Raw genomic sequence first — 25231 nt, forward strand, 5'->3', positions numbered from 1 at the left:
ATGGGAACTCCGGTCGCCCTGCTGGGCCGGCCGGGTGAGGCGCGCGAGCGTCTGCGCGAAGCACTCGGCCTGGCCGGGGCGCAGGTCGTGCTGGAAGACGAACCGTCGGCGGTAGACGTGCAGATGCTGCGCGATGCCGAGCCGGTGGCGGTGCTGGTCTCGCTGGAACCGTCGATCGAAGACGCGCTGGAAGCGTTGGAGCCGGCCTTCAACATGCCTGGCGTGACGGTAATCTTCGACGAAGCCGAACTCACGGTGCGCCGCGAGGGCTGGGAAGCGCAGCGTTGGGTACGCCATCTGGCCGCCAAGCTGCACGGCCATGCCGATGTGTTGCCGCCGGGCACCGAAAGCGAACCCTCGCTGCAACCCGAGCCGGGTCTGACGCTCGCCCCGCGCCAGCATTCGGACCTGCAACTCGATCAACATCTGGAAGCGGCCGCGCACGCCTTCGAAAGCATGCCGGGCGATGCCATGTTTACGCGCGCTGTCGATCACGCGCAGACGCCTGCCGCTGCCGACAAGCCGAGTACGACGCTGGGCGATTCCAGTACCTGGGGTCTGGTCGACGAGGTTGCCGTGGTGGTGCGCCCGCGTACCGAAGTGGACGTGGCAGCGCTGTCGACCGGCGGTTTGTCGCTGGTGGATCTGGAACACAGCGGCGAAGTGACCGGTGCGGTGCTGGTGATGGCAGGCATCGGTGGGCCGGATGCGATCCGCCGGCTGCTGGCGGCGCTGCCGCCTAACTTCCCGCGTGCGGTACTGGTGCGCATGACCCTCGATGGCGGCCAGTACGGCAACCTGGTGCGGCAGATGGGGCGCGTCTCCGCGTTGCCGGTCGAGCTGGGTGAGCCAGGACAGGTGGTCGCGCCGGGCAAGGTCTACGTGTTGTCCGACGAAATTGGCCTGCAGCAGCACGCAGGTGCACTGGCCTTCGTGGCGCATAGCGATCCTGCTGCGCTGATCGCGGCGCTGCCGGCCACCGACAGTGCAGTGCTGATGCTCAGCGGCGCCAACGAGACGCTGGTGGATGCATCGCTGGCTTTGGCCGAGCAGGGTGGCTGGTTGGCCGGTCAGTCCGCCGACGGTTGCTACGACCCGGCCGCTGCGGCGCGCCTGGCACGACAAGGCATTTTGACCGGCGATCCCGCGCAGTTGGCGCAGGCGTTGGCACAGCGTTGGCCGGCGTAAGCCGGGCGCTCCCTCTCAGATTCGGAATGGTGCGATGAGCTACGCCAACAATGACGAAATCCGCGGCGTCCTGATTCAGGCCGGCACCGAGCGGGTGCTGCTGCCGAACGCCACGGTGGCCGAGGTGATGTCGCGCGTGGCAGTCGAAGCGCTGCCGGACATGCCGCGCTGGGTGGTTGGGCGCATCGACTGGTACGGCTGGAAAGTGCCGCTGCTGTCGTTCGCACGCCTCAGCGGCTTGGGCGACGAACCTACGGCCGTCAATAACAAGGTGATCGTGCTGAAGGCGCTGGGCGGCAATCCCGTGCTGCCGTACTTCGCATTGCTCACTGCCTCGTTCCCGCAACTGATCTCGGTGCCGCGTGACGGCTTGCTGGCCGACGCCTCGGAAGACGCGCTGCCGGACGGCGTGCACATGCGTGTGCTGCTCGGTGAGCAGAGCGCGCTGCTGCCGAATCTGGACGCCATCGAGTCGCAGGTGGCGCAGGCGCTTGCCTCGGCTGCCGCCGCCTAGAGCAGCTGGCACAGCGACACCGCAGCCGTCGGACCGGCGTGTGCGGTGCTCTCCTTCGGCAGGGCGTGCGCGCAGAGTGCAGTCCCTGTGTGATCTCCAGATCCAAGCGGGACATGCACGCAGCGTGTGGATCGCCGCGCTTGAAACGACTGGTATCCAGGCGATGCGTCTGCGGTCACGTGCATGCGTGAGCCCGGCGGGTGGACGGTTCGGCGTCAGCGTTGTGGCTTTCGCATCGCGCTGCGCAGCTGGCGCTGATCGATACGATGCGCGATATCGCGATTGTAGAGTGACGTCATGAGCCTGCCCGCTTTCAAGCCCGTGTGCCATGCGGACGGTGTGGTGTTGTCCGATCTGGCCAACGCCGACCACGCCGCAGTGGCCGACTATCACGCGCGCAACCGCGGCCATCTGATCGAGGCGATGCCGCTGCGGCCGCCTGCGTTCTACACCGTCGAAGGCTGGCGCCGATTGTGCATCGCCTACCGCGCGTCGGTGCCCGGTGAGCGCGAACTGCAACTGGTGCTGTGTTCCGGGCCAGACGTGATCGGCACGGTGGGCTTCACCCAGATTCAGCGCGGGGCGTTTCAGGGCTGTCATCTCGGCTACGGGCTGGATGCGTCCCATCAGGGGCGCGGTTTGATGCAGTGGGCCGCCACGCAGGGCATCGCATTCGTGTTCGGGCCGCTCGGGTTGCATCGGATCATGGCGCAATACGTGCCGGACAATGTGCGCAGCGCGCAGGTGCTGGCGCGGCTGGGCTTCCAGATCGAAGGCCGCGCGCGACGCTATCTGCAGTTGAACGGCGTCTGGCGCGATCATGTGCTGACCAGCCTACTGCGCGAAGACGTGGAGTTCGGCGCGGAGTGAGGTGCGCCGCGTTCTGCTGGCGATAGCGGATGCTTGCGATAGCGATAGCGATAGCGCGGCATCGACCGGCGCGACCGGTGGTCGTAGTCGACATGGACCACGGCGACACTCCGATTCCTGTGCTCCGTCCACAGCCGCCTGACGTCTGTTCGCTACGTTTTGTTGGCTGCACTCACTTCGGTTGCGTTGGGCTCACCGTTTCGACGCGCACGCGGTCGGTTGGCAGGCGTGGGTCGCGGGCGATGTCCAGTTGCGCCGGTACATTGCGCTTGCTGTATGCCTTGCGCAGTTGATCGAGCCACTGTCGGAACGCGTTCGCCTCGGGATCTGCCGTCCAGATGTGCAGCTGCACCGGCCCACGTTGTCCGGCAGGCAGCGCGTGGTCGAGCCACGTATCCGGCGAGGTCGTCAACGCAAGCAAGTGCACCGGCTCGGAAGATCTTGCGGCATCGTCTGCGGTGCTGGCTTGCGGAGCAGCCACTGTCGATACCGGCCCGGGAGCCTGCGCTGCGGTGTGTTCTTGCACGCGTTGTTGCGTAGCAGCGTCTTTCTGCAACGGCGCGCGTTTGATCAAGGCGCGCGACAGCTGCGTATCCTGAGGCGCCCGGGAGACCACTGCAGCGGCTGGCGTGGAGTGCGCAGAGTTCCCCGCGTCCAATTGCCCGAATGGCTGCATGTCGTTTGCCGGTGTCGCAGCGGCAAACGCAGGCGCAGCTGCCGGCTTCGGTTTGCTGCGTACGCGTGCCTGCGCGGCAATGGCGGTATCCGGCACAGCGGCGTTGCGATTTGCGGACGGAGACGGCATCTCGGCGACTGATGCGCTGACGGACGGCGCAACCGGTGCAGGTAGCGCCGGCAGCGCGAGGTCGGCGGCAGGGGCTGCTGCGATTGGCGCGGGTTCGGAAGGTGCTGCGGCCGGCGCCGGGGGAGTCGGAACGACAACCAACGACTCCACAGGTTGCGCGGGCGCGGGCATCGGCGGTGGCGCAAACGCTGGCGGCGGGGCATAAGCGGGTTGATGCATGCGTTCTTCGACCGTGCTATCAAAATCTGCTGACGCTGACGCTGACGCTGACGCTGACGTTGATGCGGGCGCGGGCGCGGGCTCTGGCTGCGGGATCTGAGGCAGCGGTGCCTGATTGTCCGGGGCCGATCTTGTCAGCTTTTCTGCCGCCTGGGCTTGATCGGCTGGCATAGCCGCAGCCGGCGCAGCCTGCATCGATGGTGTCGGCGGCGCAGTTGCTTGCCATTGCAGGCCGACGCCGACTGCCAAGGTGACCGAGGCCGCCAGCGCCAATGCTGGCATCCAGCGCTGGCGGCGCGCGCGACGCGTAGGAGGATGCGCACGCGTCGCATCGTTTGCTTGCGCTTTATCGCCGGTCTGCGCTTCATGCGAGGTGATCGGTGGCGTCGCTGCTACCGGCACCGGAGCCGGCGACGTATCACCTGGTGCAACGCTGGAGGACGAGCGACTCGCCGTCTGCGTCGCCTCCACTGGCGCAGTGCCATCACCCACAGGCGCATCGTCGCTATCGTTCTCCCGCAACGCAGGCGCGGCGGCATGCGTGGCTGTGGATGCAACGGGCAGCTGCTGCTGCAACCACGCACGCGTGCTGTCGTGTACCGGCGCACCCAGTGCCTGCGCCGCGTCGTCGCCGTCTGCCAGTCGTGCGTGGATGGCCGCGCGCTGTGCGGCCTGCGCTTGCTCCGCCTGCACGGCAGCGGCAGCGAAGATGGCACCCATCGTCGCCGGTGGTTCGAACTGCAAGGTGTCTGCTGCGTCTGCCGATGTTGTCTGCGCCGATCCAGGCCCAGCGGTATTGCGCGTGCTGTCGGCCTGCGCAGCGGCCTGCGCAAACCACGCTTGCATGCGGTCGGGCGGCGCGTAGGCCGGCAATGCACGTAGCAACGCGGCCAGGCCATCTTCGCCAGCAATAAAACGCTCGAATAGCGTGCTCATTGCGCGGCGTCCAGGCTCAGGCGCAATTTGGCAAACGCATAACGCAGCCGGCTCTTGACGGTCTCGAAGCCTTCGCCGACCACCTGTGCGATGTCTTCGATGGCCAAACCTGAGAAGAACCGCAGCACGACCACTTCGCGTTGTGCATCGGGCAAGGCCATCACCGCGCTGCGCACACGATGTTGCTGCTGGCCCAGCATTGCCAGCTGCTCGGTGGACAGGTCGTCGTCGGGCAGGTGCAGATGGCTGTCGTCCAACGGCACCGAGGTGGCGACGTAAGCACTACGACGCGTGTCGATCCACGCATTGCGCGCGATCTGGAATAGAAAACTGCTGAAGGCCGCTTGCCCGGGGCGGTAGTCGCTGCAGCGGGTCATCAGCTTGAGCCAGGTCTTCTGTGCCAGGTCTTCGGCCTCGCCGACATTGCCCTCGCACTGCCACGCCAGGAAATTGAACAAGGCGCGGTTATGCCGCTTGAACAGCTCAGTGGCCGGCTGTTCGACAAAGCCATTGGCGACGAGGAGCATGAGCTCCTCGTCGGGAAGATGCGCAAGATCGGCAGGATGCATGCGCGCAGTATAGGCAACCGCTGCGCGCATCAGTCGGTGGTGGCGACCGGCCGGCTGCTCAGCGTTTCGGCCTGCTGCACCATGCGCAGGAAGTCGGCGCGATAGCCGAAGCGGTCCTTGCCGATGCTGCCTGTTGCCAAGGCGCGCAGCTGCGGATAATCCCAGCCGTGCAATTGGTTGCCGCCGCGCAGGCGTTGGCCGAAACCAGCGACCGCTGCCGCAAACCGGAACGCGTCGCTGGAGGCATTCAGTGCAACCTGCTGGTCGCTGCGGATGACGGTGTCCAGCAGGCGGCTGCGGTGCGCGTCCGGCAATTTATAGCGCAGCTTGAGATGGGCAAGCTCGTTGCCGTTGTCTGCGGCTTGGCGTTTGGCTTTAGTGGCATAACGTAGCGGGTCGACCGAGGCTTCACCGCGTGCGGGGGTGATTTCATACAGCGCGGTGACGCTGTGGCCTGCGCCGATGTCGCCGGCGTCGACCTGGTCGTTGTTGAAATCTTCGCGGCGCAGTGCGCGGTTTTCGTAGCCGATCAGGCGGTATTCCTGCACGGTGGCCGAGTTGAACTCGACCTGGATCTTGACGTCGCGCGCGATGGTTTCCAACGTTGCGCCCAGTTCGTGGGTCAACACCTTGCGCGCTTCCAGCGGCGAATCGATGTAGGCGTAGGCACCGTCGCCGGCGTCGGCCAATTGCTCCATCAAGGTGTCGTTGTAGTTGCCGGTGCCAAAGCCGAGCGTGGACAACGCCACACCGGAACGGCGCTTTTCGGCCACCATGCCCTTGAGCGTATCGAAGTCGGTGACGCCCACATTGAAGTCGCCATCGGTGGCCAGCAGGATGCGGTTGATGCCGCCACGCAGATAGCTCTGCTGCGCTGCCTTGTAGGCCAGCTCGATGCCGCTGGCGCCGGCAGTGCCGCCGCCCGATTGCAGGCTGTCGATGGCTTCGACGATGCGTGCTTGCTGATTACCTGACGTGGGCGGCAACACCACGGCGGTGTTGCCGGCGTAGGTCACCAAGGTGATGCGGTCCTGCGCGCGCAGTTGACGTGTCAGCAGCTTGAGCGAGGACTGCAACAGCGGCAGCTTGTCGGGCGCATCCATCGAGCCGGAGACGTCGACCAGGAACACCAGGTTGGCTGCCGGCATGGCAGACGCGGCGACATCGCGGCCGGTAATGCCGATGCGCAACAGCACGCTGTTCTTGTTCCAGGGCGTGGGCGCCAGTTCGGTACGCACGGCAAACGGTTGGCCGTCGCGGGGTGCGGGGTCGTCGTAGCGGAAGTAGTTGATCATCTCTTCCACACGCACTGCATCGACCGGCGGCAGGCTGCCACTGGTGAGATAGCGCCGCACATTGCTGTAGCTGCCGGTGTCGACATCGATGCTGAAGGTAGACACCGGATTGTCTGCGGCCTGCACGACCGGGTTGTCGCTGAGGGTCTGGTAGGTTTCGCGATTCTCGGCCGGTGTTATCGACGCAATGGGTGGTGCGGGCATGGACCGATCCGGCAGTGCGTGCTTGGCCATCAGCGTGGCCGCAGGTGCTTGCCGCGCAAGTGCGCCATTGGCACTCTGCGGCGCTGCGGGTGCTGGCGGGCTGGGCGCATAGACCATATCAGCCTGGCTTGGTTGTATCGGTGCGGGCCTTGCGTGCACGGGTGGGGGGGGCAGTGCGGGCGTGTACACAGGCGTGTACGCGATCTCGGCGGTGCTGGGTGGCGATGCCATTGCATCGGGAAGGGGCGATGCGGGCGGGTCGCCAACGACGGGTGCGGTGGGCTCGTGCGAGCAGGCGCTCAGCAACAGGGCGAGCGCGAGAAGGCTGTGACGTGGCATGGGAATCCTTTGCGTGGCGATGACGAAGTGGGTAACAACCAGACAGCCCGAGGTCGCCGTGCACTGCGCCTCTGTAGGTAAAACGGGCCAGCGCGGGAAATGGGGTTAACTGGAAAAAGATTTTTTTGTGATGGGTTTGCGATTGGTTTGGCGATGGCTGGTGCTGCTTCGTGGCTGCGGCCTGCGGACGTCTGGTCCGCCCACCGAAATCCCTTTCCTGTGGGCAGAAGTTCGTACCTCTGCGTGATTGCCGGGAGGTGAGGAGGTGAGGAGGTCAGGAGGTCTGCTGGGAGGCTGGGGTTTCTACCAGCCGGACGTCGGCGTACCGCACCAGATAGGACGCGCAACAACTGCACGCCAGCCAGAGAGAAGAGCAGCTAACAGAACGACTTCGCTCACCACCAGGCGGCCACGACCGGTGCCCGGTTCGGCTGCCACTCGTTCACTCCGGCTCTGAGCACGCCATCCACGCCTACCTGACGACCACTCGCTACTTTTGGCTCGCCGCGCTAAGCCAGGCGCGGTTGTGCATGGATCCGCACCGGTTGCGCACGGCAATGCGGTTTATCCGCAGCCAGCGCTGTCGCATGATGGGAGGCTGCGGCGCAGTGCGCGGCATCTGTTTCCGTCATGGAGTTCGCCTGGATGATTCAACGTCGTCATTTCCTCAAGAGCGCCACGCTGGGCGCCATTGCTTCCGGCCTGGCCGGGTGGGGCGCGCGTGCGCAGGCCGCAGCGAAATCCACCGCAGCAGCACGCCCTGCGGCCTTGCCGGCGGGCGCGGCGCGAGTGATCTCAACCTGGGATTTCGGCGTGGCCGCCAATCAGGCCGCGTGGCAAATCCTGAGTGCCGGCGGTATCGCGCTGGATGCAGTGGAAGCGGGCGTGCGCGTGCCAGAAGCGGACCCGACCAATCCCACCGTTGGCCTGGGCGGGTATCCGGATCGCGACGGTCGAGTGACGCTGGATGCCTGCATCATAGATCACCTGGGCAATTGCGGCGCGGTGGCATCGCTGGAAGATGTGGTGCATGCCATTTCGGTGGCGCGCGCGGTGATGGAAAAAACCCCGCACGTGATGCTGGTCGGCGATGGCGCGCGGCAGTTCGCGTTGGAACAGGGCTTTCCTAAGACCAAGCTGCTCACTCCAAGTTCGGAAGCGGCGTGGAAGCAGTGGTTGAAGACATCCAAGTATTCGCCCGAAGCCAATGTGGAAAACCGTGCGTGGCGCGACGCCAAATTGCCCGGCGGTAAAGATAATCACGACACCATCGGCATGTTGGCGCTGGATGCGCACGGCAATCTGTCCGGTGCCTGCACCACCAGCGGCATGGCGTGGAAGATGCACGGCCGGGTTGGCGACAGCCCGATCATCGGTGCCGGCTTGTACGTGGATAACGAGGTGGGCGGCGCGACCTCCACTGGCGTGGGCGAAGAAGTGATTCGTAACGTGGGCAGTTTTGCAGTGGTGGAAATGATGCGCCAAGGCAAGTCGCCGGCCGATGCCTGCCGCGAGGTGGTGATGCGGTTGATCCACCGCAAGCCGGAACTGACGCGCACGTTGCAGGTCGGGTTTTTGGCGATGAACAAGCGTGGCGAAGTGGGCGCGTTTGCGATCCAGAAAGGCTTTAGTTACGCGGTATGCGATGCGACGCGGCAAGACCTTCTGGTGCCCGGCGAAAGCCACTACACCCAGGAGCCTGCGGCATGAGCGCAGCTGACAAGTCGGTGGCGATGGGGCTTGAAGTGGCCGCCGACTCGGTGGGCTCGGCGCTGGCCGCGCAGCAGGGCGGTGCGATGCGTGTGGAACTCTGTGGCGGGCTGGATGGCGGTGGCTTGACGCCCTCGTTCGGCACGCTGGCGGTGGTGCGGGAGCGGTTGCAGATTCCGTTGTATGTCTTGATTCGCCCGCGCGTGGGCGACTTCGTGTTCGATGCCGCCGAGGTCGAAGCGATGCAGCGCGATGTGGAGCAGTGCGTGCGGTTGGGTTGCGATGGCGTGGTGCTGGGCGCGCTGGATCGGCACGGGCAGGTCGATATGGCCACGATGCGTGTGTTGATCGAAGCGGCCGGAGCGCTGGGCGTGACCTTCCATCGTGCGATCGATGTGAGTGCCGATCCGGCACGCGCACTGGAAGACGCGATAGCGCTGGGCTGCGCGCGCGTGCTGACCTCGGGCGCGCGGGCGAGTGCGTTGGAGGGCATCGACACCATCGCTGCGCTGGTGGCGCAGGCCGCCGGGCGCATCGGCATCATGCCCGGAGCCGGCGTGTCCGAGCACACCATTGCCGCCTTGCGTGCGCGGACTGGCGCGCATGAATTTCATGCCTCCTTGCGCGGGCCGGTGGCCGCACAGGTGCATGCGCCGCATGCCTACATCAGCGACCTGGGTGGCGATTACCAACGCACGGATGTGGAGCGTGTGCGGCGTCTCGTGGCGTTGCTGCGCGGGTGAGTTGCGCGTGCGTTGTGCGCAGCTGATGTGCTTTATCGATGACAATATCTCACGCTGCGGGTTGGGCAGCAGCGCCGCGAGCGCGGAAGGGGGCGTAGATTGTTTTGCCTTCTTTCTTGGGAACATTGGTGCGGAACAGACCATCAAGAGCAATGCCGATGTCTCTCTTTTCCGCTGGGAGAAGGGGGGGAGAGGTGATGAGGTTACGAGGCGATCGGCCGGTATCAGATCGCAGCGCGCTGCCTGCGTTAACCCCATTATCTTTTTGAGGCCGGCAGCGCTTGCATGCACTCGCCCAACGTTGCAACGCGCGTGTTCACCAGGCAACGCCAAGCTACGCCGTACCCTCATCCGCCCCTGCGGAACACCTTCTCCCGAGGGGAGAAGGGATCAGAACTCCGCTGCCCTCGGTAGAGCTTCTCTCCGCTCGGGACAGAGGTTGGGGTGGGGGTAGTCACGTTCGCGGTTTACCTGCCGCGACGCGCATTCAACGTATTTGAAGTGACATTGAGAACACAGCAGACAGCGCGCAACACCACGGCAGTGCTTATCGATAGCGACTCCGACGCAGCCGCATCCACCGCGCTTGTTGCGTGTTATTCGCCGCCACCAAGCCGCGTCGGATCGACCACCACATGCTTGATGCGCTGACGCTTCCAGGTGTAGCTGATGTGCACCAGCCCGTCGCGGGTCTGGATCACCGCCGGATACGAAAATTCGTCTTTTGCGCTGTCTTCCAGCGTCAACACGCGCTGCCAGCGCATGCCATCGTCGGACACCGCCACGGCCAGGGTACCGCGCCCGTCCCACCAGTCCTTGCCGGCAATACCGGGGTTATAGACCAGGAGCGAGCGACCATCGCGCAGCGTCGCCGCATCGGTGCCGGAGTTGGGGTTTTCCACATCGAGCAACTGCATCGGCTGCCAATGCAGGCCGCCATCGTGCGAAAAGGTGCTGAAGAGTTTGTTCTGCTGGCTGCGGCCCAGCGCCTGCAAGCGGCCATCGCTGTGCAGCAACAGACTGGGCTGGATCGCACCGATCATGCTGGGGTCGTTGAGTGGCATGCCGCGCTGCCAGTGCTCACCGTCGTCGTCGCTCCATTCGAGATGCGCGCGCCAACCGCGATCTTCGCTGCTGCTTGGTGCCAGGATGCGCCCGCTCGGCAGTTGCACGGGTTTGTTCTTGATCGGCCCAAGGATGCCGTTAGGCAACGGCTGCGGCGCAGACCAATGCGTTCCATCGTCGGCTGAGGTCATGCGCAGCCCCCACCATTGCCGCGGGTTGGGGCCGAGCTTGTAAAACAGCTGCACCGGACCGGTGGTCGATTGAAACAGCACCGGGTTCCAGGCCGGCACGGTCGCGCCCTGCTTGCCGGCACGCGTGCCATCGGCGATGCGACGCGGTGGCTGCCAGTGCTGTGCGTCGCGCTGGGTCAGCCAGATGCCGACGTCGGCCGCGCCTTCGTGCGCGCCGCCGAACCAGGCAGCCAGCAGGCGGCCATCGCGGGTCTCCAATAACGTGGAGGCATGCGCCTGCGGGGTAGGTGCCGGGTCGGCAATGAACTCGCTAAGCAAGATCGGCGAAGGCGGCGAGGCGGGCGCCTGTGCCCCGGCAATAAAGGCGGCAAGGCTGGCAATCAGGCCAATCAGCAGGCGTGGCGAAGCCATCGTGGTCCAGTCCTGTGCGAATTTTAAAAATACCTATTTATTATCTCTTAAATACCATGTGCTCTGGTCATCGCAGGCGGCCCTGGTCGCCGACCACTGCGACGACCCGCGATGTCGTCGCGCCCGCTCTGCCCGTTGCGCTGGCTGGCCGCCCTTGGCCTCAGCGCGCTGACCCTATCTTCGGCCACTGCGCAACACTTTGCCGAGGTGACTGCGACGTGCATTGCGAAGCTGCGTTGCTAGGGTTCAGACGCAGGGCTGCACGCCGCTATCGGGAGGGCATGGTGTGTTGTGTCTTGCGGCCTGGTCTGTGGAGCGCGATGCGGTCGACAGCCGCCGAGCTTGGCTGCCGGGGCACGTAACGCCGTGCGTCCGTTCACTCAGGAGCGCAGCATGGCTTTTCCAACCGCAGTCAACAGTCAGACCACCGATGCCGTCACCCAGTCCAACGTCAAGGTCATCGGCGAGGCGCCTGCCATGGCAATGGGCACGATCTACCAGAGCATGGCCCAAGCGGCCGGCATCCTGTTCCAGAACGCGGTAGCGACGCAGCAGCAACAGAACACGCTGGCGCAGTCCGCGACCAACCAGGGCGTGATGCAGATTTACGGTGTGGATACCACGGCGTTAGCCGGTGCCACCGAGACGATTGCGCAGGCAGGCGTGTCCGATACCTGAGCAGCCTGCCGACGGTGCTCAACGCGTTTGAATAACGCTGCGGGCTGGGCGTTGGCAAGCGTGCACCGCTGTCGGCAGCGGCGCACGCGTCGGGCCGTGCTTAGGCGGCGTTCTCGTCGCGCACCTGTGGCGGCAACAGTGTCTGCGGCTTCTTGGCCGACTGGGTCTGGCACAGGAACGTCATCATGTGCGCCGCTTCGGTGCTGCCCATGGGCTTGCTATGGACCTGCTCTGCAAACGCGTGCTGGGTGTGCTCCGGGGCAACGGAGGTGGAATCTTGGGCAACAACGGTGGACGACGACATGCAACGCTCCTGGAACCTGCAATCAGGCCGTCTACGTAGCAACCAAAGCGCCCCGTAACGGTGTCAGCCGGTGATCTTGCCTGGAATATGGTCCGCCCGATACCAGGACGGCAACGGGCGGTACAGGTGCACCGGACTTCCAGATAACGGCGCGCAAGGCGCGGTCTGAAGGGGCGGCAGTTGAGGCGCCTTGCACGGAGTTGGTGGGCGGTGGGTTTGGCGGTGGCGCAGGGGATGGTGAGCAACGTGTCTATGGCGTAACGCTGTAGGCCGGACGATGGATTTGCGTGGGTATGTGCAGGGCACAGGTTGCGCGTGCCGCGTGCCATCATGCTGCAGATGGATGCGGTCAGCGCGTCGCTGCAGGCTGGCCTGCAGTGCGTGCGGCTTGCCCCGTACCCTCACCCCAACGCCTTCTCCCGAGGGGAGAGGGGCTTTGATTTCCCTTCTCCCCTCAAGAGAAGGTGCCCCGCAGGGGCGGATGAGGGTGCGGCGTAACTTCGTCTGGTTGTCGAACAAACGCTTTGTGGAACGGCACGCTTGCCCGCGAACGCTGGTGGGTTTAAAGCGCTGATGGGTTTGACGCGTGCAGCGCCCCTCCATCTGATACATGCGGCCCGCCCCGTACCCTCACCCCAACCCCTCTCCGGCAGGAGAGGGGTTTTGAGTGTTGCAGTTGCTTGCCACCTTCTGGATCTGCGCGAAGGTGACGTCATCAGTGCTTCGGCTTGATCCACACCTGCTGTTTCAGGCCGCGCACGCTGGGGTTGGCGGTGCTGTCCAGGTCGAACACCACCACACTGTTATCGCCCTTGCGCTGGAACGGGGCGGGGAAATACAGCGCGGTCTGCGGGCCGATGGACCAATGCCGGCCGAGATTTACGCCGTTGGCCCAGGCGATGCCCTTGCCGAAGCCGTGCATGTCCAGATAGGTGTCGGTGGGCGTGCCGATGCGCAGGCTGCCGCGGTGGAACGCCGGGCCGTCGACGTGATTTCGGGTCCAGCCACGGAGGCTGTCGGGCGAGCGCATCGGCAGCGGGAAGGCCTGCCAGCCGGTGAGTTGTTGGTTGTCCAGCAGCACCGGGTCGACCAGGCCGGCGCGGCCATCTGCCATGCGCGTGCCGTAGTTGATGCGGCCGCTGTTTTCGACCAAAACGTCCAGCGTGTGTTCGCCCGCCGGGATGTCCACGTCGGTGGAGACCTGCTGCAGCCGACGTTCGACACTGCCTACCGGCTTCTGATCGATATATACCCGTGCCACGTCGCGTACCTCGCCCAGATACAGCGGACCTTTGCGCGGGCCGGTGATGGTGGTGCGGTAGAGGATATAGCCGTAATCCTGGCCGAAATGTTCCATCGGCTGCGGGGTGTCGATGGCGATTGGTGCGGGCAGGTTGTCCCACAGCGACGCAGATTCGCGCAGTTGGGTGTCCGGTAGTGCGGCCATGGCGATCGGTGCCGGCAACGCTGGCGGTTGCACGCCGGTGACGCGTGCGATGGCATCGCGCATCAATGCGAACTTGGGCGTGGGCTGGCCGGCTTCGTCGAGGATGGCGTCGTAGTCGTAGCTGGTGGTCTGCGACGCGTAATGGTCGCTGGGATTGCCCTGGAAATTGGCGCCATTCATGAAGCCGAAACTGGTGCCGCCGATGAACATGTAGAGGTTGGCCGAGTGGCCCTGGCGCAGGATCCACTCCAGTTCTTCGGTCTGTTGTTTGGCATTGGTGCTGGCGTGCGGCGTGCCCCAATGGTCGAACCAGCCGGCCCAGTATTCGCCCACCATGCGCGGTTGCTCGGGACGAAACTTGATCAGTTTGTCGAACGCGCTCTTGGCTTCGCCTGGCGCAAAATTCACCACCGCCAAGGTGTCCGGCAGGGTGCCGTTGGCGAGCATGTCGGCACCGTCGGAGGTGAACAGTAGCGCCTTGTCGAAGCCGGCCTTGACGAACATGGCGCGGTTGTCTGCCATGTAGGCGTGGTCGTCGTCGTAGGAGCCGTACTCGTTTTCTACCTGCACGGCGATGATGGGGCCGCCGTTGTGGTTGAGCAGCGGTTGCACCTGTTTTGCCACTGCATCCAGGTACGCCTGGCTGGCGCCGAGAAAGCGCGGGTCGCGGCTACGCACGCGGATGTTGTCCTTGCCAAACAACCACGCGGGATAACCGCCGGCTTCCCATTCGGCGCAGACGTAAGGGCCGGGGCGCAGGATGACGTTGAGGCCTTGCGCCCCGGCTTCGCGGACGAAGGCCGCCACGTCGTTATTGCCGGCAAAATTGAACTGGCCTTGTTGCGGTTCGACCAGGTTCCAGAACACGTAGGTCTCCACCGTGTTCAAGCCGAGCGCGCGCGCCTTTTGCAGACGGTCCTTCCAGTACGCGCGTGGAATGCGCTGAAAATGGATGGCGCCGGAGAGGATCTGATACGGCTTGCCGTCGCGCACGAACTGCGTGCCCTGCGTGCCGACGCTGGGCCAGCGCTCGGTGTCGGCGGCAATGGCGGTGACGGGAAGCGCGAACGCGAGGGCCAGGACGAGGGGGCTGAGGGTGGTGCGCAACATGGGCGATTCTCGGCGGTGACGCATGACTGGTGACAAGCGTGGTGAATGGGGTGTTGGGTGGGGCGGGCTGTGGGTGGGGCCCCTCATCCGCCCTTCGGGCACCTTCTCCCGCTTGCGGGAGAAGGGAAAGGCAAGACTCCCGCTTGCGGGAGAAGGGAAAGGCAAGACTCCCGCTTGCGGGAGAAGGGAAGAGCGAGCCTCCCGCTTGCGAAAGGAGGTGCGAGCGAGCCTACCGCTTGCGGGAGACGAGGACTGCAATCCGCTCGTTTACGCCAGGAATGAAGCGCGTGCCTTTAGCTTGTATGGCAGGGATCGGTCGACTTCCCTATGGGATGAGTTGCTTGGGGCGTGCGCCGTTATGCGAACGACGGCGGCAAATCCTCCTTGTTCGCACCGAAGGCTGGATTGGGCTTGGCACCCATGGTGAATTCCAGCGTGCCGCCCGCAGCCAGATCGGCGTGGCGCAGCCAAGCGCGATTGATCGGCTTGCCATTCCAGCTCAGCGATTGCACATAGACGTTCTGCGCGCTGGTGTTGTTGGCCACGATGCGCAGCGTGCGGCCCTTGCCCACATCCAGTTCTGCGCGTTTGAACAACGGGCTACCGACAATGTAGTTGCCGCTGACCGGGTCCACCGCATACAAGCCCAGCGCGCTGAGCACGAACCACGCGCTCATCTGCCCACAATCTTCATTGCCGGACAGGCCATTGCGCGCGTCGTGGTATTGCTCGCGCAGCAAGCGGCGCACCATCGCCTGGGTTTTATACGGTTGGCCTGCATAGGCGAACAGATAGGCCACGTGGTGGCTGGGCTCGTTGCCGTGCGCGTACTGGCCGACCAGGCCGTCGATATCCGGCGGCGCATCGGCCGGCAGTTCGGAGCTGGTGGAAAACAGTTCGTCCAATTTGGCGACGAAGCCATCGCGGCCACCGTACAGCTCCATGTAACCGTACAAGTCATGCTGATTGAGGAAGGTGGCCTGCCAGGCGTTGGATTCGGTGAAATCGCGCCACTTGGCGATGTGGCCCATGCCGCGCGGGTCGAACGGTTTGGCCCAGCTGCCGTCTTCCAGGCGCGCCTGCACAAAGCCGCTGTCGCGATTGAACACGTTGCGGTAGTTGCGCGAGCGTTTGCGCAACGCGCGTGCATCGTCCACCGCGCCGGCGGCCTGTGCCAAGTGCGCGCAGGCCCAGTCGTCATAGGCGTATTCGAGGGTGCGGCTGACCGCTTCGTCCACTTTGTCGGCGGGGATGTAGCCCAGCGTGCGGTAGTACGCCAGGCCGTGGGTGGTGTCGTCCATCGCGCGCTTGCGGTAGGCCGGCCACGCGGCGGCGTAGTCGATGCCGGTAAAGCCCTTGGCGTGCGCTTCGGCCAGCACCACGGCAGAGTGGTAGCCGATCATGCAGCCGGTTTCCACGCCTTGCAGCGGCCAGATGCCGACGCCGTCCGGGCATTCGTTGGCGCCGCGCACCAGGCATTGCACCAGGTCGGGCACGCGCTCGGGTTGCACCAGGGTGAGCAGCGGATGCGCGGCGCGGTAGGTGTCCCACAACGAGTAAGTGCTGTAGTTGTTGTAGCCCTTGGGCGCGGTGTGGATCTGCAGGTCCATGCCGCGGTACCGGTTGTCCACATCGCTGAAGAGCGTGGGTGCGAGCAGGCTGTGATACAGGCCGGTGTAGAAGATGCGGCGTTGCGCATCGTCATCGCTGTCGATGCGCACGCGGCCCAGTTCCTTTTCCCAGGTCGCCACGGCTTGCGCATGCACGCGTGCGAAGTCGAAGTCCGGTAGCTCAGCATCGAGATTGGCCAGCGCGTTGTCGGCGCTGACGCCAGAGATGCCGACCTTGATCAGCAGCGGGGCATCGGAGGCATCCGGGAAGTGCAGCGCGGCCTTGAGATGGGTGCCATCGAGGCTACGGGTGTCGGCTGCCAGCGGCTGGTCTTCGTTGTACAGCTGCACGCGTGCGAACGGCCGCGACAGCCGCATGGCGAAGTAGATGTAGCGCCCTTTGGCCCACTGGTAGACGCGGCGCCCACCGGTGAGGGTTTGCGCGTCGACCACGCGCAGCTGTGCATCGCTGACGCGGGTGGGAATGCCTGGTTTGTCCTGCATGCCGTGGCACAGGTCGAGCAGCACGTGCGCCGGCTTGCCCTTGGGAAAGTGGTAACGGTGCAGGCCTGCACGTGCGGTGGCGGTGAGCTCGGCATGCACGCCGCTGTCCTTGAGCCGCACGCGGTAATAGCCGGGCGAGGCGGCTTCGTCGCTGTGATCGAAGCGCGAGCGGTAACCGGTCTGCGGCGCGTCGAGTGTGCCAGGCACTAGCTTGACCTCGCCGGTGGCGGGCACCAGCAGAAAATCCAGCATGTCGCCGATACCGGTGCCGGACAGATGCGTGTGCGAAAAACCCATGATCGAGCCATCGGATTCGTGATAGCCCGAGCACGAATCCCACACCGCGTTGTAGGTGTCCGGGCTCAGCTGCACCATGCCGAACGGTAGCGTGGCGCCGGGAAAGGTATGGCCATGACCACCGGTGCCGATGAATACATCGACATGGCGGGTGAGCTCGGCACGCGTGCGCGCATCGGCGGGCAGCGCGTAGTTGCCGGCCCGTGCGCGGGCTGCGCCGGGCAGGCCCACGCTGCCGAACAATGCTGCAGCAATGGCGCCTTGGAGAAAACCGCGTCGTGTTGCCATGGGGTGTTGTCTCTGAATGTGCGGGCCGATGCCGGGGCACCCTCATCCGCCCTTCGGGCACCTTCTCCCGCAGGCGGGAGAAGGAAGGAATCCAGCGCTTTGGATAGCAATCAAGCGCTTCGAGTAGCAATCAGGTGCTTCGGATAGCAATCAGGTGCTTCGGATAGCAATCAAGCGCTGCGCGGTGTTCAGGCGCTGCGCAGCAGTTGGGGTTTGCGTTGATGCAAATCGATGATCAGCTCGCCGAACAAAGTGTTGGCCCAGGCGAACCAGTCGCGGGTGAACGTGCTCGGGGTGTCCTTGTCGAACGCTTCGTGCATGAAGCCGGTGCCGGCGTGGGTGGTCTTGAGCCACTGCAGGCACTGGCGCAATTGCGCGTCGTCGTCGCTGACCAGCGCGTATTGCACTATGGACATCGGCCAGATGGTGCCCATGCCGCTGTGCGGGCTGCCCACGCCTTCGGCCGCGGTGCCGCGCGAAAAATACGGGTTGCGTTCGCTCCAGGCCAGCTGGCGCGTGCGCAGGAATACCGGGTCGCGTCGATCGCAGCAGCCCAGGTACGCCAGGCTGAGCAGGCCGGGGGCGTTGGCGTCGTCGATAAACAGCTGATTGCCGAAGCCGTCCACTTCGAAGGCCCAATAGGCTTGTCCATCGGTATCGCGCAATTGCCCGAACTGGCGGGTTGCGGTTTCCACTTCATCGGCCAGTGCGGTGCACTCGGCGGCGAAGGCGGTGTCGCGATGCAATGCGGTGCTCATCGTCGCCAACTGCCGCAGCGAGGCCACCGCAAACAGGTTGGCCGGCACGAACAACGGAAACACGCAGGCATCGTCGGACGGGCGGAACATCGAGTGGATCATGCCGTTGGGTTTGGTCGGCTGGCCGTAGCCTTCCAAGACCAGGGTTTCGGTGGCTAGCGGGGAGGGGCGCTGAAACACGTACGGGCCGCGATTGTCCTTGCGCTGTTGTTCGCGGAAGGTCTTGACCACTACGTGCATCGCCTCGCGCCAGTCGTCGTCGAACAGAGCGGTGTCGCCGGTGGCGCGCCAGTATTCGTGCGCGATGCGGATGGGGTAGCACAGCGAATCGATTTCCCACTTGCGCTCGCCCACGCCGGGCTTCATTTCGGTGATGTCGTTGAGCGACCACTTCAGGCGCTGGGTCTGGCCATCGGGCAGGAAGGCGTTGGCATACGGGTCGAGCCGGATGCACGCGGCCTGGCGTTGGATCAGGCCATGGAACATGCGCCGTAACGCGGGGTCGCGCTTGGCCAGCGGCACGTATGGATGCACCTGCGCGGACGAATCGCGCAGCCACATCGCATGGATGTCGCCGGTGATGACGAAGGTGTCGGGCTTGCCGTTGCGGGTGCCGGTTTCCACCGTGGTGTCGAGCGTGTTGGGGTAGCAGTTCTCGAACAGCCAGGCCAGTTCCGGGTCAGCGATCTGCGCCTTGATCTGCACGATCTGCTGCTCGACCGCCTTGCTGACGAAGCGGCGCTGCGCCTTGGGCGGGCGCTTGCTGACGAAGGCGCCGCCGGCAGTGGAAGCGCCGGCGGCAGGCGCGGCCGCGAACGCGGGCAGGGCGCTGGCCAGCAGGCCGGCACCGGCGCTGGCGCCCAGTAGCTGAAGGATGTCGCGGCGGGTATGCATGACCTCAAGACTCCATGGATTCGACCTGCGATCCGCATGACGGTGCTCCCTGCGCTGGCGGCTGCGAGACGGCAGCCTGGGCGATGAGACCTATGCATGACCAATTCCCGATGACCATACAACGTGTGCGTCGAAACTGCATAGTGCGCTCGCACAAATTTTTGGGCGCGCGCGCCGCCGGATGCCTGCCAGGCCGTGGCGGCGCGGCCTGGCTGGAACACCTGCGGATAGCGGCGTGGTGCCTGCCACGCCGCTATCCGCAGGATGGCTCCATCACCCGGCCGCATGCCCGCTCCAGTGCGCCGGGCCGGTGTAGTGGCCGTCGTCGTCGTGGTCGTGCCCGAACAAAGCATCCAGCGTCGGCGTGGTGCCGGCCAGGCCGATATCCGCAGGCCGGCTCCATCACCCGGCCGCATGCCCGCGCCAGTGCGCCGGGCCGGCGCAGTGGCCGTCGTCGTGGTCGTGCCCGAACAAGGCGTCCAGCGTTGGCGTGGTGCCGGCCACGCCGACATCCGCAGGCCGGCTCCATCACTCAGCCGCATGCCCGCGCCAGTGCGCCGGGCCGGCGCAGTGGCCGTCGTCGTGGTCGTGCCCAGACAAGGCGTCCAGCGTCGGCGTGGTGCCGGCCACGTCGAGATCCGCAGGCCGGCTCCATCACCCGGGCGCATGCCCGCGCCAGTGCGCCGGGCCGGCGCACTGGCCGTCGTCGTGGTCGTGCCCGAACAAGGCGTCCAGCAGGCGCTGCGATGGGCCCCACTCGCCGATCGCCGGATGGATCAGCATGGCCTTGCAGGCATCGCGATGGCTGCCGCTGAGCGCGGCGTCGATCGCGGCGTGTTCGTAGGCCTTGAACGCACGCACCAAGCCATGCACCGCGTCAGGCAGGGGCGCGGCGGGAATCGGCACGATGCGGTCGCGGTCGATGTCTGCGGCGATTTCCACCACGTCGTCGTCGGCCAGCTCGGCCATTGCGCCGCGGTTGCGCACGTTGACCACGTGCCGGCCCGGGCGTGCGCCGGTCAATGCGCTCATCACGTCCACCGCGATGCGGTGATAGCCGGTGCTGGCGCGGAACGGGTCCGGCTGCGGCGCCAGATCCGGTGCGAACGCCGAGCCGGCTTCGGCCTCCAGCTTCATGTACGAGCCGGAGCGCTGCGCCAGGTAGGCCGCATAAGTCTGCACCGCGCCGGCGTTGTCGCCAGCCTCCAGGCGGCTGCGCAGGTCGGCGATCAGGCTGCGGTTGAGCCGCTCGATCTCGCCACCGCGGCTGGCCCCGCTGGCGCGCTGGTTGTCCAGGGCGCGGCGGCGTTCGTAGAAAAAATACAGGTACTCGGTGGGGATCAACCGCAACGCGCGCAGCATTTCGACATCGAACAGCGGCGCCAGATACAGCTGGCGCAGGATGGCGTCGTCGTCGAGGATGCGATCCATGATGTCCTGCCCGCGCAAACGCACCGCGCGGATCCAGCCCAGGTGATTGAGGCCGACGTAGTCGCACTCCACATCGGCGGCCGGCTCGCCCAGCGCGCGCGCGATGTTGTGGAACAGCTCCACCGGCGTATCGCAGATGCCGACCACGCGCGCGCGGGTGTGCGCGGTGATGGCCTGGGTGACCAGCCCGGCCGGGTTGGTGAAGCTGACCAGCCATGCGTCCGGACTCAGCCGCTCGATCATGCGTGCCTGCTCGATCGCCACCGGAACCGTGCGCAGCGCCTTGGCCACGCCGCCGGGTCCGGTGGTTTCCTGGCCGGAATAACCGTGGTCGATGATGGTTTTTTCATCGGAGGCGCGCTGGGCGATGCCGCCGATGCGGATGCTGTTGAGCACGAAGTGCGCGCCTTCGATGGCCGCTTCCAACGACGTTGCGGCATGCACCTGCAGCGTGCCGCCGGACTCGGCCACGATGGCGCGGCCCATCGCCACCATCAAGGCCAGCCGCTCCTGGTCGGGGTCGTACAGCACGATCTCGCGGGCGCCGAGTGCTTCGGCGGCTTCGTTGACGCCGTACACCACCAATGGTGTGCGCACGCCGCCGCCGCCGATCAAGGTCAGCTTGCGATTGTCGACAGAACTGCTCATGGAACGTCCTCAGTGGGGGAGAAAAGGGGAGAGAGGGAAACCAGACCGTCCAGTGCGCCCAGCGCGCTGCAACACGCCGCGCCGCAGCGGCAGCCCTGTTGGGCGGCGGCGTCCAGCGACAGCCCGTGCAGGCGCGCGGCGATGAAGCCGGCATCGAAGGCATCGCCGGCGCCGGTGCTGTCGCGCAGATGCACCTGGGGCGCGGCAATCAGACGCGCACCGTCGGCATCGACCACCATCGCGCCGGCAGCGCCGTGCTTGATCACCGTCTGATGCAGGCCTTGCGCCTGTGCCCAGGCACTGCAGGCGTCGGCGCCGTCGCCGCAGCCCATCAATGCGGCTTCCTTCTGGTTGGGCAGGAACCAGGTCACTGCGCGACAGGTGGCGCGGTTGTCTGGATCGGCGAGCCATTGCGGGCTGAAGCCGACATCCAGCGAGGTGCTGCAGCCGGCGCGCGCCAGCTGCGGCAATAACGTGCGCGCCACTGCGGCCGGCAACGGCAGCGCGAAATGCACATGCGTGGCCGCGCACAGGGCGGCGATGGTGTCTTCGCGCAGCAGCAACGCGGGGAGCTCCGCATTGGCGCCGGCATAGGTGAAGAACGAACGGTCGTCCTGCAGCGACACGCTGGTGGTCACGCCGGTACCGCTGGGCGAGTCGATCAGCCCGTCGGCCGCAACGCCAAAGTCGCCCAGGCGCTGCACGAACAGTGCGCGATCGTGCGCGCCGATCGCACCGATCACACGCACGCTGCAACCCAGTTGCGCCAGTGCGCAGGCGGTGATGACGGTGCCGCCGCCGAGTTCGCGCCGGTAGTGCTGCGCGAACGCTTCTTCGCCCGGTGCCGGCCAGCGTGCGAAGCCGCTGAAGATATGGTCGAGATACACCTCGCCGACCACCGCGATCTGCGCAGTGCTCATTGCAGCTGGAACGGCCATGCGCGCTCCCTCCGTGCCTGGATCAGATACACCGCGCTACCCACGCACAGCGCCAACACTGCCGCGAGCAGGCGCCGTCCCGGGCTGGTGGCCAGCAGGTAGAGCCAGCCCACGACGCTGATCAGCAGCGGCCAGGGATACAGCGGCATCGCAAACGCACGCCTGCGACGCTTGCGCCGCAGCAGCACCACCGCCAGGCATTGCGCCAGAAACTGGAACAGGATCTGGATGATCATCAAGGTGGCGATCAAATCCTCCAGCGAGAGCAGGCAGGCCAGGGTCGAGGTTGCGCCGACGAACAGCAGCGACACCGTAGGAAATCCACCACGCGGATGCAGCCGCGCGAACACCGCGAAGAACTGCCCGGCCGCAGCGGCCGCATACGGCACCCGCGAATAGCCCAGCAGCACCACCAGCGCCGAGCCCCATGCCGCCAGCGCGATCAGTGCCACCGCCACTGTGGCGCCGGTGGGGCCGTAGATGGTCTGCATGAAGTCGGCCATCACCGCCTTCGACTGCGCGGCCTGTTGCCACGGCAGCACGCCGAGCAGGGTGATGTTGAGGCCCAGGTACAGCAGCGCCACGATCGGGATCGAGAGCAGCACCGCGCGCGGAATCGTGCGCCGCGGCCTGCGGATTTCGCCGCCGAGCATGCACACGTTGTTGTAGCCGCCGTAGTCGTAGACCGCGATCAGCGCCACCGCGCCGAAGCCTAACCAGAACCCATGCGGCGACGCAGGACGTGCGTGCAGAAACTCTGCCGCGATGCCGGCATCGAAATGCAGCACACCGCTGCCGATGATCCACACGCAGGCGCCGATCACCACCGCGCTGACCAGCAGCGACAGCACCTGCACCGAGCGCACCTTGCGATACAGCAGCAGCGTGTTGAACGCGCACAGCGTCATCGCGATCGCGGTGAGCTGAGCATGGCCCAGCCCCGGCATCAGGAAGGCCAGGTACTGCGCGCAGCCCACCGCCGCCGAGCCCACCGACAGCGGTGCGGTCAACAGCGTCTGCCACAGATACAGAAAGCCGAACAGCCGCCCCCAGTGTTCGCGCCCATAGGCCTCGCGCAGATAGTGATACGGCCCGCCGGAGCGCGGAATCGCTGCGCCCAGTTCGGCCCACACCAGTCCATCGCACAGGCACAGCAGCGCACCGGCGACCCAGCCCAGCAACACCGCCGGCCCGGCCAGCGCAGACAACGCCAGCGGAATGGTGATGAACGGGCCGATGCCGATCATGTTGAGCAGGTTGGCTGACAGCGCGCTCCACACGCCGAGCGTGCGCGGCGGTGCAGCGACGGGCGCGGCTGAAAGTGGCGCGATGGGGGCGGTCAACATGCGCAGCGCTCTGGGTGTGCGAGTGCCGCGACAGGGTTCGCGTTGTGTGCCGAGGTCAGCCCATCGGCGCAGTGAATGGCGGTGGGTTCCAGTTGGTGTAGATCCAGCACCAGCACTGCATTGTTGCCCGGCTGCAGCCACGCGCCAGGGCAGAACAGACACTGCTGCGGGCCGATGTTCCAGTAACGCCCGAGCAGGCGGCCGTTGATCCACAGATAGCCTTTGCGCCACTGACCCATGTCCAGGTAGATGTCGCCGACCGTCTCCAACGCGATGTCGGCAGCGAAGAACAGGCCGGGCCGCGTGGGTGCTGCGTGCAGCGGGCGGAGCGTCGGCGCGTGGTCGCCGTCCAGCGGCAGGCCCTGCACCTGCCAGTCGCGCAGCTCCTTGCCATCCAGCTGCACCGGGCCGAGCAAGCCTTTTGCATCGCCCAAGGCCGGGCCGAAATTGATATGCCCGAAGCTGTCGACCAAGACCTCCAAGGTGCGCTCGGTAGCGGTGGACGGCGGCAATGCCAGCTGCGGGTCGCTGTGCAGGCGTGCGTGCTGCATGCGCGACACATGCCCAAGTTCGGCACCGTCCAGATGCACCACCGCGTAGTCGTGCACTTGCCCCAGGTGCAGTTGCGCGCCGGCCGCGATGCGACGCCGGTACACCACCAATCCAAGGTTCTGCTTGAGCAGGGTCTGGTTGTCGGTGGGCCGCTCGGTGTGTACAGGGTCGACACGCAAGTTGTCCCAGAGCGCGGCCACCGTGCGGGCAATGACTGATGCAAAACGCGCGCGCGGCGGTGCAGCCGGTATCGGCGGCAACGATGTGCCGAGATACGTTGCGATGATCCCGCGCAGCGCCATGTAAGCGGGTGTGGCACGTCCACCTTCGTCGATGGGAGCGCTGTAGTCGTAGCTGGTCAGCGCCGGCTGGAATTGCGAGCCGTCGTCTTCTGCATTGGCACCGGCGCTCAGGCCGAAGTTGCTGCCGCCGTGCACTACGTACAGATTGAACGAGTCGTCGGCGGCCATCAGTTGCCGCAGCATCGGCGCGTAATCGCGCCGCGCAACGTCGTCGTCGCCCCAATGCGTCAACCAGCCCGGATAGCCTTCGGCCACCCAGACCGGCGCGTCGCCTGCGAACTGCGTGGCGGCCTGCAGGTCTGCCATGTCCGCACCATCCAGGCCCAGTGCCGCACCAGGCAGATAGGCCTTGCGGCGACGCAGATCCTTCAGACCCTCGGCCAGGGAGAATGGGCCGGCGATGCCGTGCGCGCGCCAGAGCGCGGCCAAGGCCTGCAGATAGCCCACATCGGTGCCGTGCATGTTGTATTCGTTTTCGATCTGCAGCATCAGCACCGGGCCACCCGCGCTGGCCATCAGTGGTGCGATCCGTGGCGCCACTGCGTCGATGTAGCGCTGCACCGCAGCCATGTAGCGCGCGTCGGTGGCATCGCGCAGGCGCATGTCCGGCTCGCGCAGCAGATACGGCGGCAGCCCGCCCAGCGTCCACTCGGCGCAGACGTATGGGCCGGGCCGTAGATACACCCACATCCCTTCCTGCTGGCATAGGCGGATGAAGGCGGCGAAATCGCGCTCGCCGGTGTCCAGATCGAACTGCCCCGGTTCGCGTTCCAGCGCGTTCCACATCAGGTACAACGCGATGGTGTTCAACCCCATTGCCTTGGCCATGCGGATGCGGTGCAGCCAATCGGCGCGCGCGATGCGCAGCGGATGCATTTCGCCGCTGCGCAGCTGCCATGGCTGCCCGTCCAGAGTGAACTGGCCATGGTCGAACCCGAACGCATGCGGCTGGCCATCCGGTAGCGGCGCCGGTAGCGCGGTGCGCGCCGGCGATCGTAGCGCCGGTGTGGCCGCCAAGCCCAACGGGGCGAACAGGCCGAACGTGCACAAGGTCCTGCGCTTCAT

Annotated in this window: 17 protein-coding genes, 1 other RNA gene and 1 pseudogene; 7 read left to right on the forward strand and 12 right to left on the reverse strand. The window is 65.8% G+C overall.

What is annotated here, in order from left to right; all coding sequences use genetic code 11:
• The 4 genes from ABQZ00_RS04075 (at position 1) to ABQZ00_RS04090 (ending at position 2740) form a co-directional block, all read left to right on the forward strand.
• Positions 1 to 1188 (forward strand): chemotaxis protein CheB, encoded by a 1188-nt coding sequence (locus tag ABQZ00_RS04075; RefSeq protein WP_115528645.1) that lies wholly within the window; start codon positions 1 to 3, stop codon positions 1186 to 1188.
• A gap of 34 nt (positions 1189 to 1222) precedes the next feature.
• Entirely contained in the window at positions 1223 to 1702 is a 480-nt protein-coding gene (locus ABQZ00_RS04080; RefSeq protein ID WP_055849215.1) for a chemotaxis protein CheW, read from the forward strand.
• Positions 1703 to 1999: 297 nt separating this feature from the next.
• Positions 2000 to 2572, forward strand: a complete 573-nt coding sequence (locus ABQZ00_RS04085; RefSeq protein WP_323537518.1) for a GNAT family N-acetyltransferase — start codon at positions 2000 to 2002, stop codon at positions 2570 to 2572.
• Between the two features lie 92 nt (positions 2573 to 2664).
• Positions 2665 to 2740: non-coding RNA, sX9 sRNA (locus tag ABQZ00_RS04090), on the forward strand.
• 4 nt (positions 2741 to 2744) lie between these two features.
• Here ABQZ00_RS04090 and ABQZ00_RS04095 read toward each other — a convergent pair.
• The 3 genes from ABQZ00_RS04095 to ABQZ00_RS04105 are packed head-to-tail and all read right to left on the reverse strand — an operon-like array spanning position 2745 to position 6630.
• A complete protein-coding gene (locus ABQZ00_RS04095; protein ID WP_323537517.1) occupies positions 2745 to 4532 on the reverse strand; it encodes a RodZ family helix-turn-helix domain-containing protein in 1788 nt (595 codons plus the stop codon).
• Entirely contained in the window at positions 4529 to 5101 is a 573-nt protein-coding gene (locus ABQZ00_RS04100) for a sigma-70 family RNA polymerase sigma factor (protein WP_115514604.1), read from the reverse strand. Before ABQZ00_RS04100 ends, ABQZ00_RS04095 begins: the two co-directional genes overlap by 4 nt.
• A 29-nt stretch (positions 5102 to 5130) precedes the next feature.
• Positions 5131 to 6630 carry a vWA domain-containing protein gene (locus ABQZ00_RS04105; RefSeq protein WP_503064265.1) on the reverse strand — a complete coding sequence of 500 codons (1500 nt, stop codon included), beginning with the start codon at positions 6628 to 6630 and terminating at the stop codon, positions 5131 to 5133.
• Between the two features lie 954 nt (positions 6631 to 7584).
• Between ABQZ00_RS04105 and ABQZ00_RS04110 the strand changes: the two genes are divergently transcribed.
• On the forward strand, positions 7585 to 8649 hold the full coding sequence (locus ABQZ00_RS04110; protein ID WP_323537515.1) for a glycosylasparaginase: 1065 nt from the start codon (positions 7585 to 7587) through the stop codon (positions 8647 to 8649).
• A gap of 23 nt (positions 8650 to 8672) precedes the next feature.
• Positions 8673 to 9392: a copper homeostasis protein CutC gene (locus ABQZ00_RS04115; protein ID WP_115555084.1), complete on the forward strand. Its 720-nt coding sequence runs from the start codon at positions 8673 to 8675 to the stop codon at positions 9390 to 9392.
• Between the two features lie 596 nt (positions 9393 to 9988).
• Here ABQZ00_RS04115 and ABQZ00_RS04120 read toward each other — a convergent pair.
• Entirely contained in the window at positions 9989 to 11059 is a 1071-nt protein-coding gene (locus ABQZ00_RS04120; protein WP_323537514.1) for a sialidase family protein, read from the reverse strand.
• 393 nt (positions 11060 to 11452) lie between these two features.
• Here ABQZ00_RS04120 and ABQZ00_RS04125 point away from each other — a divergent pair.
• Positions 11453 to 11772: pseudogene (locus tag ABQZ00_RS04125) on the forward strand (RebB family R body protein).
• 65 nt (positions 11773 to 11837) lie between these two features.
• Here ABQZ00_RS04125 and ABQZ00_RS04130 read toward each other — a convergent pair.
• The 8 genes from ABQZ00_RS04130 to ABQZ00_RS04165 form a co-directional block, all read right to left on the reverse strand.
• On the reverse strand, positions 11838 to 12041 hold the full coding sequence (locus ABQZ00_RS04130) for a hypothetical protein (protein ID WP_115528640.1): 204 nt from the start codon (positions 12039 to 12041) through the stop codon (positions 11838 to 11840).
• A gap of 715 nt (positions 12042 to 12756) precedes the next feature.
• Complete coding sequence (locus tag ABQZ00_RS04135; protein ID WP_323537513.1) at positions 12757 to 14598, reverse strand: glycoside hydrolase family 35 protein; 1842 nt, start codon at positions 14596 to 14598, stop codon at positions 12757 to 12759.
• Positions 14599 to 14954: 356 nt separating this feature from the next.
• Positions 14955 to 17297 carry a GH92 family glycosyl hydrolase gene (locus ABQZ00_RS04140; RefSeq protein WP_323537512.1) on the reverse strand — a complete coding sequence of 781 codons (2343 nt, stop codon included), beginning with the start codon at positions 17295 to 17297 and terminating at the stop codon, positions 14955 to 14957.
• 188 nt (positions 17298 to 17485) lie between these two features.
• Entirely contained in the window at positions 17486 to 18949 is a 1464-nt protein-coding gene (locus tag ABQZ00_RS04145; protein ID WP_323537511.1) for a glycoside hydrolase family 125 protein, read from the reverse strand.
• A 654-nt stretch (positions 18950 to 19603) separates the two neighbouring features.
• Positions 19604 to 21028 carry a 6-phospho-beta-glucosidase gene (locus ABQZ00_RS04150; RefSeq protein WP_323537510.1) on the reverse strand — a complete coding sequence of 475 codons (1425 nt, stop codon included), beginning with the start codon at positions 21026 to 21028 and terminating at the stop codon, positions 19604 to 19606.
• A complete protein-coding gene (locus ABQZ00_RS04155) occupies positions 21025 to 21966 on the reverse strand; it encodes a carbohydrate kinase family protein (protein WP_323537509.1) in 942 nt (313 codons plus the stop codon). The genes ABQZ00_RS04150 and ABQZ00_RS04155 overlap by 4 nt, the downstream gene beginning before the upstream one ends.
• Entirely contained in the window at positions 21945 to 23312 is a 1368-nt protein-coding gene (locus ABQZ00_RS04160; protein WP_323537508.1) for an APC family permease, read from the reverse strand. The genes ABQZ00_RS04155 and ABQZ00_RS04160 overlap by 22 nt, the downstream gene beginning before the upstream one ends.
• Positions 23306 to 25231 (reverse strand): beta-galactosidase, encoded by a 1926-nt coding sequence (locus ABQZ00_RS04165; RefSeq protein WP_323537507.1) that lies wholly within the window; start codon positions 25229 to 25231, stop codon positions 23306 to 23308. Before ABQZ00_RS04165 ends, ABQZ00_RS04160 begins: the two co-directional genes overlap by 7 nt.

The organism is Xanthomonas sp. WHRI 10204 (genome assembly GCF_040202875.1).
Taxonomy (GTDB): domain Bacteria; phylum Pseudomonadota; class Gammaproteobacteria; order Xanthomonadales; family Xanthomonadaceae; genus Xanthomonas.